Source organism: Corallococcus sp. AB038B (genome assembly GCF_003668955.1).
In the GTDB taxonomy this organism is placed as follows: Bacteria; Myxococcota; Myxococcia; order Myxococcales; family Myxococcaceae; genus Corallococcus; species Corallococcus exiguus.
In genome coordinates this window covers 917,501-930,795 of sequence record NZ_RAWO01000002.1, presented here as the reverse complement: position 1 = coordinate 930,795, position 13,295 = coordinate 917,501, and the positions used below count along the sequence as shown (strand labels likewise).

Below are 13,295 nucleotides of genomic sequence, written 5' to 3'. Positions count from 1 at the left end.
CGGCGCGTGGCGGCAATCCGTCCAGCGTCCGTCAGCGCACCGGTTCGAAGAAGCGGTCGACCCTCAGGCCCGTGCCGCCGAACAGATTGCCCAGCAGGCCACCCCAACCGAGCGACAGCCAGACGACCATGGCCTTGCCCTTGATGTGGCCGTACGGCACGTAGGCGACCTCGGCGCCGCCCGGGCCGCCCAGGTTGTAGCGGCTGTCCGCGCTGTTGTCCCGGTTGTCGCCCATCACGAAGACGCTGTTGGCGGGCACCGTGTAGGGCCCCTCGTGCTCGCGGCCCGGCAGGCGCATGGGGTGCTGGAGCGACGAGTGCACCACGTCGCCCAGGGTCTCCCGGTAGAGCACCTCTTCCTGGTCGAACCAGCGGCCCGTCAGGTCGTCCTGGTTGTGCACCACGTAGTCCGGCGTCACCAGCGTGCGCGGCTGCGGCTCGCCGTTGATGCGCACCACCCCGTCGACGATCTCCACCGTGTCGCCGGGGATGCCGATGACGCGCTTGATGAAGTCCTTGGACTCGTCCACCGGGTTGTTGAAGACGATGACGTCCCCGCGCATGGGCTCGCGCACGATGCGGAACGGGACGAAGTTCGTGTACGGGATGCGCACCCCGTAGATGAACTTGTTCACGAAGACCTGATCGCCAATCTGCAGCGTGGGCAGCATGGAGCCGGACGGGATGCGGTACGGCTCGATCAGCACCGTGCGGATGATCACCGCGATGAGCAGCGCCTTGCCGAAGCCGCCCAGGAAGTCCCACACGGACTGCTTGCGGTACGCGCCAAGGTGCTCCTGGGTGAGCTTCTCCAGCGCCTGGGTCTCCGTGCGCAGCAGCTCCGCGTTGGCCGCCACGGACGCGGACTCCACGCGCAGGGCCTGCTCGGTGATGCGATCCGCCACGGCCGGGGACACCTTCGTCCCCAGGCGCGCGAGGATGCGCTCGTCCTCGGAGATGAGCTCGTGCGCCTCGTGGCGCAGCGTGCGCAGCAGCGATTCCTTCCGGGAGGCGTTGCGCCACACCAGCAGGCCCACGAAGGCCAGCACCATCAGCAGGCCGAAGCCCTTGATCAGCGGCTGGGCCCAGGACGCGGTCCCGGGCGCCATTTCAATCAGCGTGACGTAGGGGATGAACGCCAGGCCCACTCCGCACAGCGGAGCCCAGAGGCTGGTGAGCAGCTCGCGCCACATCAGCTGGCGGCGGGCCTTGAGCTGCTCCGGAGTGCGGCGCGCGGCCATGGCCGCTCCCAGTTTCATGGAAGGACTGGCCGTGCTCATAGGGCTTACTGCTCCGTCTTGAGGACCGCGAGGAAGGCTTCCTGCGGAATCTCCACCGTGCCCACCTGCTTCATGCGCTTCTTGCCCTCCTTCTGCTTCTCCAGGAGCTTGCGCTTGCGGCTGATGTCGCCGCCGTAGCACTTGGCAAGGACGTTCTTGCGCATGGCGGAGATCGTCTCGCGGGAGATGATCTTCGCGCCGATGGCGGCCTGGATGGCCACCTCGTACATCTGCTTGGGAATCACTTCCTTGAGCTTCTCGCAGACCTCGCGGCCGCGCAGGTACGCGCGCTCGCGGTGCACGATGACGGAGAGCGCGTCCACCGGCTCCCCGTTGATGAGGATGTCCAGCTTCGCGAGGTCCGCCTCCGCGTAGGAGGACAGCTCGTAGTCCAGGCTCGCGTAGCCGCGCGACACGCTCTTCAGGCGGTCGAAGAAGTCGAACACGACTTCCGCCATGGGCATCTCGTACGTCACCTGCACGCGGGTGCCGCTGGAGCCCAGGTACTTCATGTCCTTCTGCACGCCACGCCGGTCCTGGCACAGCTTCAGGATGGCGCCCAGGTGCTCGTTGGGCACGTGGATGTGACAGGTGAGGATGGGCTCCTCGAACTTGGTGATGTTCTGCGTCGGCGGCAGCTTCGCCGGGTTGTCCACCAGGAGCACTTCATCCTTGGTGGTGGTGATGCGGTAGACCACCGACGGGGCCGTGGTGATCAGGTTGAGGTTGTACTCGCGCTCCAGGCGCTCCTGGACGATCTCCATGTGGAGCAGGCCCAGGTAGCCGCAGCGGAAGCCGAACCCCAGCGCCGTGGACGACTCCGGCTCGTAGGTGAAGGCGGAGTCGTTGAGCGTGAGCTTCGCCAGCGCGTCGCGCAGGTTCTCGTAGTCGGACGAGTCCACCGGGAAGATGCCGGAGAACACCATCGGCTTGACTTCCTTGAAGCCCGGGAAGGGCTGCTCGGTGGGCCGCGCCTCCTCCGTCACGGTGTCGCCGACCTTCGCGTCCTGCAGCTCCTTCACGTTGGCGACGAGGACACCCACCTCGCCCGCCATGAGCTGCGTCACCGGGCGCGAGAACGGGCTGAACACGCCCAGCTCCTGCACCTCGAAGACCTTGTTGTTGCTGAACATCTTGATCTTCTGCTTCAGCTTCAGCGTGCCTTCCAGCACGCGCACCAGCGTCACCACGCCCCGGTAGTTGTCGTACCAGGAGTCGAAGATGAGCGCCTTGAGCGGCGCGGACGGCGAACCCGTGGGCGGCGGTACGCGCTTGACCACCGACTCCAGGATGTCGTGGATGCCGATGCCCTCCTTCGCGGAGGCCGGCACCGCGATGGACGCGTCGATGCCGATGACGTCTTCAATCTCCCCGCGCGTGCGCTCCACGTCCGCGGAGGGCAGGTCGATCTTGTTGATGACCGGGATGATCTCCAGGTCGTGTTCCAACGCCATGTAGACGTTGGCGAGCGTCTGCGCCTCCACGCCCTGCGTCGCGTCCACGACGAGCAGCGCGCCCTCGCACGCGGCGAGGCTGCGGCTCACCTCGTAGGCGAAGTCCACGTGTCCCGGCGTGTCGATGAGGTTGAGGACGTAGTTCTGGCCGTCCTTGGCGGTGTACGTCATCCGCACGGACTGGGCCTTGATGGTGATGCCCCGCTCTCGCTCGATGTCCATGTTGTCGAGGAACTGGGCCTGCGCCTCACGCTTGGTCAGCGTGCCTGTCTTCTCCAGGAGGCGGTCGGCCAGCGTCGACTTTCCATGGTCGATGTGGGCGATGATGCAGAAGTTGCGGATGTGCGCGTTTTCAGCCGGCATGGTCAGGGCGCTCGTCGGTCGCGAAGCGGGCGTAGGTAACACCGAACCGCCTGAAAATCCACGACCGGCGCACACCTGCCCGCCGGGCACTCCACCCGCCTGACGCCCCGCATTCCCCCCGGCATCCAGGCCAGGGGGACACGGCGGCGTGACGCCCGGACTTCAGCCCCGGGCGCGGACGGGGCCCGCGGCCTGCTCGCGGAAGAACTGGATCGTGTGGCGCAGGCCCTCCGCCAACTGCACGGACGGCTCCCAGCCCAGCACCTTCTTCGCGTGCGCCGCGTCGATGCAGGAGCGCAGCTGCTCGCCCGGCTTGCCCGGCGCGTGCGCGGCCTTCAGCGAGCTGCCGCCGGCCTGGGCGATGAGCTCGTAGAGCCGGTTGATGTCCGTCTCCACGCCGGTGCCGATGTTCGCGGCGCCCACGTAGTCGCTCTGGAAGGCCAGGTAGTTGGCGCGGGCCACGTCCGGACCGAAGACGAAGTCACGCGTCTGCTTGCCCTCTCCGTAGATGGTGCAGCCCTGCCCCGCGATGACGCGCTGGCTGAAGATGGCCACCACGCCGGCCTCGCCGTGCGGGTTCTGCCGGGGGCCGTACACGTTGGCGTACCGCAGGGCGACGTACGGCATGCCGTACTGCGCGCGGTAGTAGCCCAGGTACAGCTCGCCCGCCGCCTTGGAGACGCCGTAGGGCGACACCGGCCGCTGGGGGTGGTCTTCCCGGGCGGGGAAGTAATCCTGCTCGCCGTAGATGGCGCCGCCGGTGGAGCTGAAGATGACCTTCTTCACGCCGGACTGGCGCGCGGCCTCCAGCAGGTTCGTCATGCCGCGGATGTTCACGTCCGCGTCGAAGCCGGGGTCCTCCACGCTGCGGCGCACGTCCATCTGGGCGGCCAGGTGACAGAGCACCTGGGGCTTCTCCGTGCGGATGAGCTCCGCGGCTTCCGGGCTCCGGATGTCGTGCACGGCCAGCCGCACGCGCGAATCCAGGTTCTCCTTCTTGCCGCTCGACAGGTTGTCCAGCGCGATGACCTCATGGCCATTGCGCAGGAACTCATCGCACACGTGCGAGCCGATGAAGCCCGCGCCGCCCGTTACCAGGACTTTCACGCCGTTCTCCCCAGGCCCGGCCGCCACGAGGGCCGGGCCGACTACCTCGCGTTCACTCGCGCGCGGCCAACCTAAGTCCCAGAGGGGCGACCGGCAACCTCACGGAAGTAGGCGATGGTGTCCCGCAAACCATCCTCCAGCTTCACCTGGGGCTCCCACCCCAGCAGCGTGCGCGCGCGGGTGATGTCCGGCTGACGCTGCTTCGGATCATCCTTGGGCAGCGGGTGGTAGACGATCTGCCTACCCCCACCGGCCGCTTCGCGCACGGCCTCCGCGAACTGCTTGATGGTCATCTCGCGCGGGTTGCCGATGTTCACCGGGCCCCGGACGTCCGACAGCACCAGCCGCACCAGGCCGTCCACCAGGTCCTTCACGTAGCAGAAGGAACGCGTCTGGCTGCCGTCCCCGAAGACGCTGAAGTCCTCGCCCTTGAGCGCCTGGCCCACGAAGGCGGGCACCACGCGGCCGTCGTTGAGGCGCATGCGCGGGCCGTAGGTGTTGAAGATGCGCACGATGCGGACGTTCACGCCGCGGCTGCGCTCGTACGCGGCGCTGATGGCCTCCGAGTAGCGCTTGGCCTCGTCGTACACCGAGCGCGGGCCAATGGGATTCACGTTGCCCCAGTAATCCTCCTTCTGGGGGTGCACCAGCGGGTCGCCGTACACTTCCGACGTGGAGGCCATGAGGAACACGGCCTTCTTCTTCTCCGCCAGCTTCAGCGCGTTCTCCGTGCCGATGGAGCCCACGCGCAGCGTTTCGATGGGGAGGTTCGCGTAGTCGATGGGCGACGCGGGCGAGGCCAGGTTGAGGACGAAGTCCACCGGCCCATCCACCTCCAGGCCCTCGGTGATGTCCTGGTTCACGAACTGGAAGCCCGCGCGCGGCTTGAGCGTGCGGACGTTCGCCTCATTGCCCGTGATGAGGTTGTCCACCGCGAGGACGGACTCCGCGCCGTCGTCCAGCAGCCGCTCACACAGATGCGAGCCCACGAATCCGGCCCCACCCAACACCACCGCCCGCTTGCCACGCATGCTCGTCACGTCACGCCTCGTTCGTCAGGAGAGTTCGTCGAAGGTTGCCTGGCCCGGCAGCTGCGCCTTGTACTTCTCCAGCACCAGGTCGATGCCCTGCCGGATGTATTCGGCCACGGGCACCTTCGACTTCTGGTTCAGCGCCTTGAGCAGTTCGTTCTGCTCCGGAGTGATGTAGATGGTGGTGCTGACTTTCTTTCGGGCCATGGCGATACGTGAAAATATATGGAATGACGTGGCCTGCGAAAGCACGGAAGTGAAGCGGCGCGAACATGGCGCCCCACCTGCTCCGGAGGCACCTTGGCTTCTAGCAACCGCTTGATTTTCCTGGGCTTCCTGGCTGTAGGCGCGCTCGCGGGCTGCGCCTCCCAGAAGGCCTCGGAGCCCATTGACGCATCGCGCAAGCGTCCCGAGGCGGAGGGCGTCCGGGGGAAACAGGACCCGGGGGAGACCGTCACGGAGCTGGACGCCAACGGCGACGGCCGCACGGACGTCTGGGAGTACCGGCTCAAGGACATGCTGGTGCGCAAGGAGCTGGACCTGAACTGGGACGGCCGCGTGGACGTCACCCAGTACCTGGATCCGCAGGGCGCGAAGGTCCGTGAGGTGATGGACCTGGACTACGACGGCAAGGTGGACGCCACGTACCACTACGCCGAGGGCAAGCGCACCAAGGGCGAGCGCGACCTGGACGGCGATGGACGACCGGACTCGTGGCTGTACTACGAGAAGGACACGCTCGTGCGGAAGGAGCGCGACGCGAACCACGACGGCCGGGTGGACTACTGGGAGTACTGGGAGAACGGCCAGGTGGATCGCATTGGCGAGGACCTGGACGGCGACGGCACCGTGGACCAGTGGACCCGCAATCCGAACGCGGCGGCGAAGTCCAAGGAGTGACGTCGGAGGCCCGGCCGGCGCACCATGAAGGCGCGCCAGCGGGCTTCACGGCGGGGACTACGGGGCGCTGGTGCCCGTGCGCCCGTAGGAGTCCTCCAGGCGCACTACGTCATTCAGCTCGGGGGTGCTGACCTCGAGGATGTCGCAGTCGGTGATGGCGACCATGCGGTGCTTGGTCAGCGGCTTGATGTGGTAGCTCTCACCGGGGTTCATCTCCTTCTCGATGAGGCCCTGGCCCTCGTCCACGACGAAGAGGAGCTTGCCGCTCTGGACGTGGATGGTCTCGTCCTTCACGTTGTGGAACTGGAGGCTCAGCTTGTGGCCGGCCTTCACGTGCAGGAGCTTGCCCACGTAGCGCTCCGTGTGGGCCCAGATGAGCTCGTGGCCCCAGGGCTTCTCCACCCGCTTCGTCGTCGTCATTTGCTTCGTCTCTTCCTTGCCCAGCAGCGCTAGTTCGTGCCGGCCACGTACGCGTCGAGCTGGGTCTCGCGCTTGAAGTCCGTCAGGTACCGACCCGCGGCTTCCTTGCTGGCGAAGCTGCCCATCCGGACGCGGTACCAGGTGCCCTTTCCGGGCACCTCCGCCGTCAGGATATAGGGGGCATAGCCCTTGTCGCGCAACCGCGCGGCGAAACGGTCGGCGTCCTGGCGGCTCTGGAAGGCGGAGAGCTGGAGCGTGAACGCCCCACCCTTCACGGCCTCCGACGGACGCGGCGGCTCCGCGGGCAGCGCCTGGGCCCGGGCGATGGCCTCCTTCATGCCTCCGTCACGCGCGGCGGTGCGGGTGGCGACCGGCGTCTCCTCCACCTTTCCCTTCACCGGCTCCACCACCTTGGGCTCCGGCTTCGCTACGGCGACCTTGGCGGGCTCTTCGACCTTGGGCTCGGGCTTGGGCTCCGGCTTCGCGAGCGGCTTGCCGTTGGCGATGGCGTCCTCCTCGGCGGCATCCATCGCGGGCAGCTCGCCCGTGTCGGGGTCCGGCGTGGGGGCCAGGGCGGCGGGCTTCGCCGCAGGCTTGGTCTCCGGCTTCACTTCGGGCTTCGCGGCGGCGGCGACCTTGGGGGCCTCCGGCTTCGCGGCGGGCTTGGGCATCGGCGGCAGGGGCTCGGAGCCCGTCTTTCGGGTGAGCTCGTCCGGGAAGGTGAGCGGCGGATCCTGGCGCGCGTCGTTGAGGACCTGCGCGTTGGCGTCCAGCGCGGAGAGCAGGTCCGGGGCCTCGGCCGTCTGCGCGTCGCTGGAGAGCTTCTTGCCCACCACCACGCCCAGCACGAACACGGCGCCCATCACGACGATGCCGGCGATCAACAGGCTGACGATCTGCCGGTTGTCCAGCGAGACGTCGAACTTCTCCTTCATCCGATGGGCGTCACGCATGGCGGGGCAGACCTCGATCGCGCGCTCACGGCCCGTGTAACGGCCTGTAGCGACAGCGTGCGCGCAAGCTACGCCCCACCCCCAGGCGGGTCAAATTCGCGGAGGCAGTGGAACACGCGGCGCGCGCGAGGCCGGAAGTCCGGCCCCGGCGGCATCAGTGGATGACGGAGGACGCGTCAGGTCGGCTCAGACGATCCACCCGCCGCCGAGCACGCGGTCCCGGTCGTAGACCACCGCGGCCTGCCCTGGCGTGACAGCGCGCGCGGGCTCGTCGAGCTTCACGGACACCAGCCCGTGCTGTGAGATGTGGATCCGTCCCTGTGCTCCCGCGTGGCGGTGACGGATCCGGACCTCCACGGCCTGTTCGGGCGGAGGCGGACCGTCCACCCAGTGCGGCTGCAGCAGGCCGAACTGCGCGCGGCCGGTGCCCTCCGCGGGGCCCACGACGACGCGGTTCGTCTCCGGCTCCAGGCGCTGCACGTAGCGCACTTCGCCGCCGCCCAGGTTGAGGCCCTTGCGCTGCCCCACCGTGAAGCGGTGGATGCCGTTGTGCGTGCCCAGCACCTTGCCCTCCGGATCCACGACCTCGCCGGACGGCTGGGGACCGGCGACCTTCTCCACGAACCCGGCGTAGTCGCCGTCCGGCACGAAGCAGATCTCCATGCTCTCCGGCTTGTGGGTGGTGGGCAGGTTGTGGCGCTCGGCGACGGCGCGCACCTCCGGCTTGGTGAGGTGGCCCACGGGGAAGAGGACGTCCTTCAGCTCCTCCTGGCCCAGGGTGAAGAGGAAGTAGCTCTGGTCCTTGGCGGCGTCCACGGCGCGGCGCAGGTGGAAGCGGCCGTCCACCTCCTCCACCTGGGCGTAGTGGCCGGTGGCGAGCCGGGCGCCCAGGGCGCGCGCGCGCTTGAGGAGGAAGTTGAACTTCACGTCGCGGTTGCAGCTCACGCATGGGATGGGCGTCTTGCCGCCCAGGTACGACTGGACGAACGGGTTGACGACCCGGTCCTGGAAGATCTCCTCGGCGTTGGCCACGTAGAACGGGATGCCCAGCGTCTGGGCCACCGCACGGGCATCGTCGATGTCGTCCGGACTGCAGCAGCTGCCACACTTCGCGGCGCCCTCGTAGGACCAGACGCGCAGGGTGATGCCGATGACCTCGTGGCCCTGCTCCTTGAGCAGGGCGGCGGCGGCCGAGGAATCCACTCCGCCACTCATTGCAACGACGACTCGCATGGGACTCCTTCCTACACGCCCCCAGGCCGCGACGCACGGCCAGAGGCGCTCCAGGCCCCCTCCCCTGCCCTCCGGCCGGGAAGAGGCCCCCGTGTCATGAACCGCGCGCCGCCCAGGCCGTGAGCAGGGAGCGGAGCGCGTCCGCGGTGTTCAGCGACGGGTCATCGAGTACGGATTCGACAAGGTACCGGGTCGCCTCGCCCACCTTCGGCGAGGGGCCGATGCCCAGCGTCTTCATGATGTCGCCCCCGGTGAGCGCCAGCTCCTTCGCGGACAGCGGGGGCTTCGCTGCGGCCAGCGCCTCCAGCCGTGAGGCCAGCGCCTCCACCGCGGGCAGCCTCTCCGGGGCCCGGACCTGGACGCGGGCCTTCGCCACGGAGAGGAGCGCGGGCAGGTTCACCAGGCCCACGCGGGCGAGCAGCCGGCGCAGCGCGGGGTCCGCGTCGTCCACGCGCGTCTCCAGCTTCACGTGCTCCACGAGCATGCCGATGAGGTCCGCGGACTTGTTGGGGAACTTCAAACGCAGACACAGCTCACGGGCCTGCGTCGCGGTGTCGATGTCCGCGAGCAGCGTGGCCACGCGCAGGTCCGCGTCCAGTGGCGCGGCCTGCACGGCGGCACGGGCGAGCCGGGCGGCCTCCGCGTCCGCGTGGGCCACCTCCGGAAGGAAGACCTCCAACAGCCCCGTGTCCGCCAGCAGGTGCAGCCCCATCTCCGCGCGGGGGGACAGCAGCAGCTTGAGCAACTCCTCGCGCACGCGCTCCAGCGCGACCTTGCGGAACACGGCCAGGGTCGCGGGGATGGCGTCGCGGGTGTCGGGGTCCAGCGTGAAGCCCAGCACGGCGGCGAAGCGCACGGCGCGCAGGGGGCGCAGGCCGTCCTCGGAGAAGCGCTCCTGCGCGGAGCCCACGCAGCGGATCAACTTCGCGGGCAGGTCCACCTGTCCGCCGAATGGATCCACCAGCTCGCGGTCCAGCGGGTTGTACGCCATGGCGTTGATGGTGAAGTCGCGCCGCGACAGGTCCTTCACGATGTCCCGCTCGAAGGACACGGAGCTGGGGCGCCGGCCATCCAGATAGTCCCCTTCCGAACGGAACGTCGTCACCTCCACGTGGTTGCCGCCGGTGACGACCGTGACGGTGCCGTGCTGGATGCCGGTGGGGATGACCTTGCGGAAGGCGCGCTGGACCTCTTCCGGCAGCGCACTGGTGGCGACGTCGAAGTCCTTCGGATGGACCTTGCGGACCATGTCCCGCACGCAGCCGCCCACCAGGTACGTGGGGTGGCCCAGCTCGCGCAGGCGGGTGATGACTTCGAGCACGGGCTTCGGAATGTCGGCGTCGTGGAGGTTGGCGATCATGTCCGCGAGGGTGGGAGGAGACGGGCCCGTACGTTGCCGTCTTCCGGCGGGCCTTGCCACTGCGATGGCCCTCGCGAAGGCCGGCATACGACAAATGACGTATACGTGTGCAAATGAAAGTCTTCAGGAAACTCCAGCCCACATGCCCCGACAATCATTTCAACGCATCACCTACCGCGGGCAGGGGCCAACGGGCCGCCGCCCCCAGCGAGGCAAACCATGTTCAAGGTCACCAGCAACCACACGTTCAAGAACCCCTCCCGCCTGCAGATTGATCAGACGACGCAGGGCAAGACGAGCGACTACAGCCACGCGGTCAGCGGCGTGAATCAGATCCTCGACAAGGGCAACTTCGGCATCTCCAACCGTTCCAAGAACAGCGTCATCGACAACGTCAAGAAGGTGGAGACGGGCGCGCGCAGCGAGGTCAACGCGCACCAGCGCGAGGCGCTGAACTTCGGCCGCGACGCCTTCGTGAGCTTCAGCAAGGGCCAGTTCAAGCAGGGCGCGGTGGAGGCCCTCGGCTCGGGGCTCAACGCCGCGGCCTCGGGGTTCAAGTCCACGTACACGCCGACGCCGCACGAGAAGCAGGGCATCGACCCCTGGTGACCCCTGCCTGCTGACGGGCCAGGCATCACGCACGGCGTCTGGCGGGTGCATCTGTTAACGATGCGCCCGCCATGTCCGAATCCCGAACCACCGCGGTGCACGTTCACGACGCATGTGAAGTGTACGTGGGCCGTGCCTTCCGCGCCTGGGCGAAGCCCGGGCCGCTCAACCCCGTGCCGGGCCGCTTCGGCAACCCGTTCAAGCCCGGGGGTGTGAAGACCTGGAAGGCGATGATCCGCACGTACTTCGAACCGTGGCTGGCGAAGCTGCCCGCGGACGAAGCCGAGCGGATCCGCGACGAAGCCCAGCGGCGCATGGCGCCCGGCCCGGACGCATTCGAATCCTTCCGCTGGTACCTGGAGCTGCGCACGAAGCACGACCCGGACTTCCTGCGCGACGTGCGGGCGTTGCGCGGCAAGCGGCTGGGCTGCTGGTGCAAGCCGGGACCGTGCCACGCGGACGTGCTGGCCGCGTGGCTGGACTCAGGGGATTGATCAGTGACGCGCGCTCTCCCGCTCGCGGACCTGCGCGGGCTGGGACGTGAGCGTCGCTTCCACCTGTCTCCGCGTGCCCAGGGCTTCCGACAGCGTCACGCAGGCCTGGGCGATGGCGTTGCGCGCGGCGAGTGAGTCCGCCAGCGGATCCAGCATCACGAAGTCGTGGATCATCCCCTCGTACTGAAGGGCCAGCGCGGGGACGCCCGCGTCCACGAGCCTCTTCGCGTAGGACTGGCCTTCGTCGCGGAGCACGTCGCATTCACCGTTGAGAATCAGCGCGGGGGGCAGGCCTCGCAGCTGCACGTCGGTCGCGCGAAGGGGGCTGACCGTGGGCTCCGTGCGGACGGTGGAATCCGGTGCGTAGTTGTCCCAGAACCACTGCATGCCGCTGCGGGTGAGGAAGTAGCCGTCCGCGTAGCGCGCGTAGGACCCCGTGTCGAAGCGGGCATCCGTGACGGGATAGAACAGCACCTGCTGCAGGATGCGCGGACCGCCGCGTTCCTTCGCCACCAGCGTGAGCGCCGCCGCCAGGGTCCCGCCAGCGCTGTCTCCCACCACGGCGATCCGCTGTCCATCCAGGTCCGCTTCGCCGCCGTTCTTCGCGACCCATTGCAGCGCGGCGTAGGCCTGTTCGAGCTGCGTGGGGTACTGCCCTTCCGGAGCAGGCGTGTAGTTGACGAACACGACCGCGCACCGCGCGCCCACGGCCAGCTCACGGATCAACCTGTCGTGCGTGTCCTTGTCGCCCAGCACCCAGCCACCGCCGTGGAGGTAGAGCACCACCGGGAGCGTCTCCGACGCGTCCGCGGGCCGCACGATGCGGACGGAGACCTGGCCGTCAGGGCCCACCGGCAGGGAGCGGTCCTCGATGCGGGCCGGCTTCCGCGCGCTCTTTCCCGCCTGCACGCTCCGGAGCACGCCGCGCGCCTCCGCGGGAGACAGGGTTTCGAGCGCGGGCCCGCCCGCCTTCTTCAGCTGCTCCAGAAAGGTTCGGGCGTGGGGATCCAATCCGGAGTCGGAAGGCTGCTTCGTGTCGGTGGGCATGGCGTCTCTCCTCCTCGGCCGAGGATGTCCATGGCCGACAGGAGTGGGAGACGCAGGCACACGGTGGGCTTGTTCGATGCGCCGCATCTGGTATTTATGATTAGGCAGTTATTTCAAGATTTTCACGGAGAGTGCCATGAGTGAGTCCGCTGTGTTTCGCAGGCCGCGATTCCGCACCGCCCTGGCGCTGTTGCTGGCCCTCCCCCTGGCGTCCGCATGCAACCCGGAGCCTGGAGCCGACGCGCCGGTCCAGGCCACGTCGAACCTGGCGTCCGTCATCACCAACATGTCCTTCGAGACGAACACCAGCGGCTGGTCCGGCTGGCAGGGAACGCTGACGCGAGAGGCGCGCACGGGAGCACCGGACGGGCAGTACGTCGCGCGCGTCACGGTCAGCGGTGCGGCGACGATGTACTCGTTGGACGGCGCGCAGAGCGGCATCCCGAACGCGCCGCAAGGGCAACTGGGTCATCCAGACGGAGACCGACCTGAGCGGCACGCCGCCGAGCAACAGCGCCGCGGGCAACGTGCAGATCGACTGGGTCGCGGTCTGGGTGCCGAAGTAGCACGGGCCTGATGCCGCCGGGCATTCCTCTCATGGGGGATGCCCGGGCGCTTCGCGCAATGGGATGGAGCCGCGCGGGCCTGATCCACGGGCCCTTCATCCCCAGACCGCGGAGCCACCATGGCAGTGCATTACGATCCCAGCATCATCACGAAACATGCCCAGGCGCTGTACGACCGGGCCGCCGGCATCATCTTCGCGTGGGGCTTCATGGCCTTCATCGTGGGTGTGGTGGTGACGAAGGCGATGAACGCGCAAGGCCTCTTCGTCCTGATCGGCGGTCTGGTTGCGGCGTTGATCGGCGTCATGTTCGGCCGGGGCCGGGCCTTCACGCTCCAGCTTCAAGCGCAGGTGGCGTTGTGTCAGGTCGCCACGGAAGCCAATACGCGGAGGGCCGCGGAGGCAGCGCTCGCAGTGGTGCCGCCTGTCTCCACCGAACAGGTGAACCGCGCGAGCTAGCTGCTGCGCTTGCGTCGGAGC

Annotated in this window: 15 protein-coding genes; 5 read left to right on the top strand and 10 right to left on the bottom strand. The window is 68.2% G+C overall.

Features of this window, described 5'->3' with window-relative positions:
- Nucleotides 1-31 precede the first annotated feature (31 nt).
- The 5 genes from lepB to D7Y04_RS14830 form a co-directional block, all read right to left on the bottom strand.
- On the bottom strand, nucleotides 32-1,240 hold the full coding sequence (gene lepB, locus D7Y04_RS14850; protein WP_233601421.1) for a signal peptidase I: 1,209 nt from the start codon (nucleotides 1,238-1,240) through the stop codon (nucleotides 32-34).
- Between the two features lie 44 nt (nucleotides 1,241-1,284).
- Nucleotides 1,285-3,096: a translation elongation factor 4 gene (gene lepA / locus D7Y04_RS14845; RefSeq protein ID WP_120594043.1), complete on the bottom strand. Its 1,812-nt coding sequence runs from the start codon at nucleotides 3,094-3,096 to the stop codon at nucleotides 1,285-1,287.
- A 162-nt stretch (nucleotides 3,097-3,258) separates the two neighbouring features.
- Nucleotides 3,259-4,203, bottom strand: a complete 945-nt coding sequence (locus D7Y04_RS14840) for an NAD-dependent epimerase/dehydratase family protein (RefSeq protein ID WP_121759754.1) — start codon at nucleotides 4,201-4,203, stop codon at nucleotides 3,259-3,261.
- A 71-nt stretch (nucleotides 4,204-4,274) separates the two neighbouring features.
- Nucleotides 4,275-5,234, bottom strand: a complete 960-nt coding sequence (locus D7Y04_RS14835) for a UDP-glucuronic acid decarboxylase family protein (RefSeq protein ID WP_120594056.1) — start codon at nucleotides 5,232-5,234, stop codon at nucleotides 4,275-4,277.
- 24 nt (nucleotides 5,235-5,258) lie between these two features.
- On the bottom strand, nucleotides 5,259-5,441 hold the full coding sequence (locus D7Y04_RS14830) for a ribbon-helix-helix domain-containing protein (protein ID WP_120576540.1): 183 nt from the start codon (nucleotides 5,439-5,441) through the stop codon (nucleotides 5,259-5,261).
- Between the two features lie 93 nt (nucleotides 5,442-5,534).
- Here D7Y04_RS14830 and D7Y04_RS14825 point away from each other — a divergent pair, with 93 nt between their 5' ends.
- A complete protein-coding gene (locus tag D7Y04_RS14825) occupies nucleotides 5,535-6,134 on the top strand; it encodes a hypothetical protein (RefSeq protein ID WP_121759753.1) in 600 nt (199 codons plus the stop codon).
- Between the two features lie 57 nt (nucleotides 6,135-6,191).
- Here D7Y04_RS14825 and D7Y04_RS14820 read toward each other — a convergent pair whose 3' ends face one another.
- The 4 genes from D7Y04_RS14820 to D7Y04_RS14805 all read right to left on the bottom strand — a co-directional run bounded on the left by D7Y04_RS14820 (nucleotide 6,192) and on the right by D7Y04_RS14805 (nucleotide 10,100).
- Nucleotides 6,192-6,578: a cupin domain-containing protein gene (locus D7Y04_RS14820; protein ID WP_223738386.1), complete on the bottom strand. Its 387-nt coding sequence runs from the start codon at nucleotides 6,576-6,578 to the stop codon at nucleotides 6,192-6,194.
- A gap of 5 nt (nucleotides 6,579-6,583) precedes the next feature.
- Complete coding sequence (locus D7Y04_RS14815; RefSeq protein WP_121759752.1) at nucleotides 6,584-7,507, bottom strand: SPOR domain-containing protein; 924 nt, start codon at nucleotides 7,505-7,507, stop codon at nucleotides 6,584-6,586.
- 186 nt (nucleotides 7,508-7,693) lie between these two features.
- The gene (gene mnmA, locus D7Y04_RS14810) at nucleotides 7,694-8,740 is read right to left on the bottom strand and encodes a tRNA 2-thiouridine(34) synthase MnmA (protein ID WP_120594039.1); all 1,047 of its coding nucleotides are present in this window, start codon (nucleotides 8,738-8,740) and stop codon (nucleotides 7,694-7,696) included.
- A 94-nt stretch (nucleotides 8,741-8,834) separates the two neighbouring features.
- A complete protein-coding gene (locus D7Y04_RS14805; RefSeq protein WP_121759751.1) occupies nucleotides 8,835-10,100 on the bottom strand; it encodes a CCA tRNA nucleotidyltransferase in 1,266 nt (421 codons plus the stop codon).
- A gap of 219 nt (nucleotides 10,101-10,319) precedes the next feature.
- On the opposite strand from D7Y04_RS14805, the gene D7Y04_RS14800 reads away from it, so the two are divergent.
- Together D7Y04_RS14800 and D7Y04_RS14795 are read left to right on the top strand one after the other, a co-directional pair.
- A complete protein-coding gene (locus tag D7Y04_RS14800; protein WP_120594037.1) occupies nucleotides 10,320-10,709 on the top strand; it encodes a hypothetical protein in 390 nt (129 codons plus the stop codon).
- 71 nt (nucleotides 10,710-10,780) lie between these two features.
- Nucleotides 10,781-11,203 (top strand): DUF4326 domain-containing protein, encoded by a 423-nt coding sequence (locus tag D7Y04_RS14795; RefSeq protein ID WP_120594036.1) that lies wholly within the window; start codon nucleotides 10,781-10,783, stop codon nucleotides 11,201-11,203.
- Here the strand turns inward: D7Y04_RS14795 and D7Y04_RS14790 are convergent, their stop codons facing one another.
- A complete protein-coding gene (locus D7Y04_RS14790; protein ID WP_120594035.1) occupies nucleotides 11,204-12,250 on the bottom strand; it encodes an alpha/beta hydrolase in 1,047 nt (348 codons plus the stop codon). It abuts the gene before it with no gap.
- 136 nt (nucleotides 12,251-12,386) lie between these two features.
- Between D7Y04_RS14790 and D7Y04_RS44035 the strand changes: the two genes are divergently transcribed.
- Nucleotides 12,387-12,827 (top strand): hypothetical protein, encoded by a 441-nt coding sequence (locus tag D7Y04_RS44035; protein WP_147477113.1) that lies wholly within the window; start codon nucleotides 12,387-12,389, stop codon nucleotides 12,825-12,827.
- A 108-nt stretch (nucleotides 12,828-12,935) separates the two neighbouring features.
- On the top strand, nucleotides 12,936-13,274 hold the full coding sequence (locus D7Y04_RS14780) for a hypothetical protein (RefSeq protein WP_121759749.1): 339 nt from the start codon (nucleotides 12,936-12,938) through the stop codon (nucleotides 13,272-13,274).
- Nucleotides 13,275-13,295 lie beyond the last annotated feature (21 nt).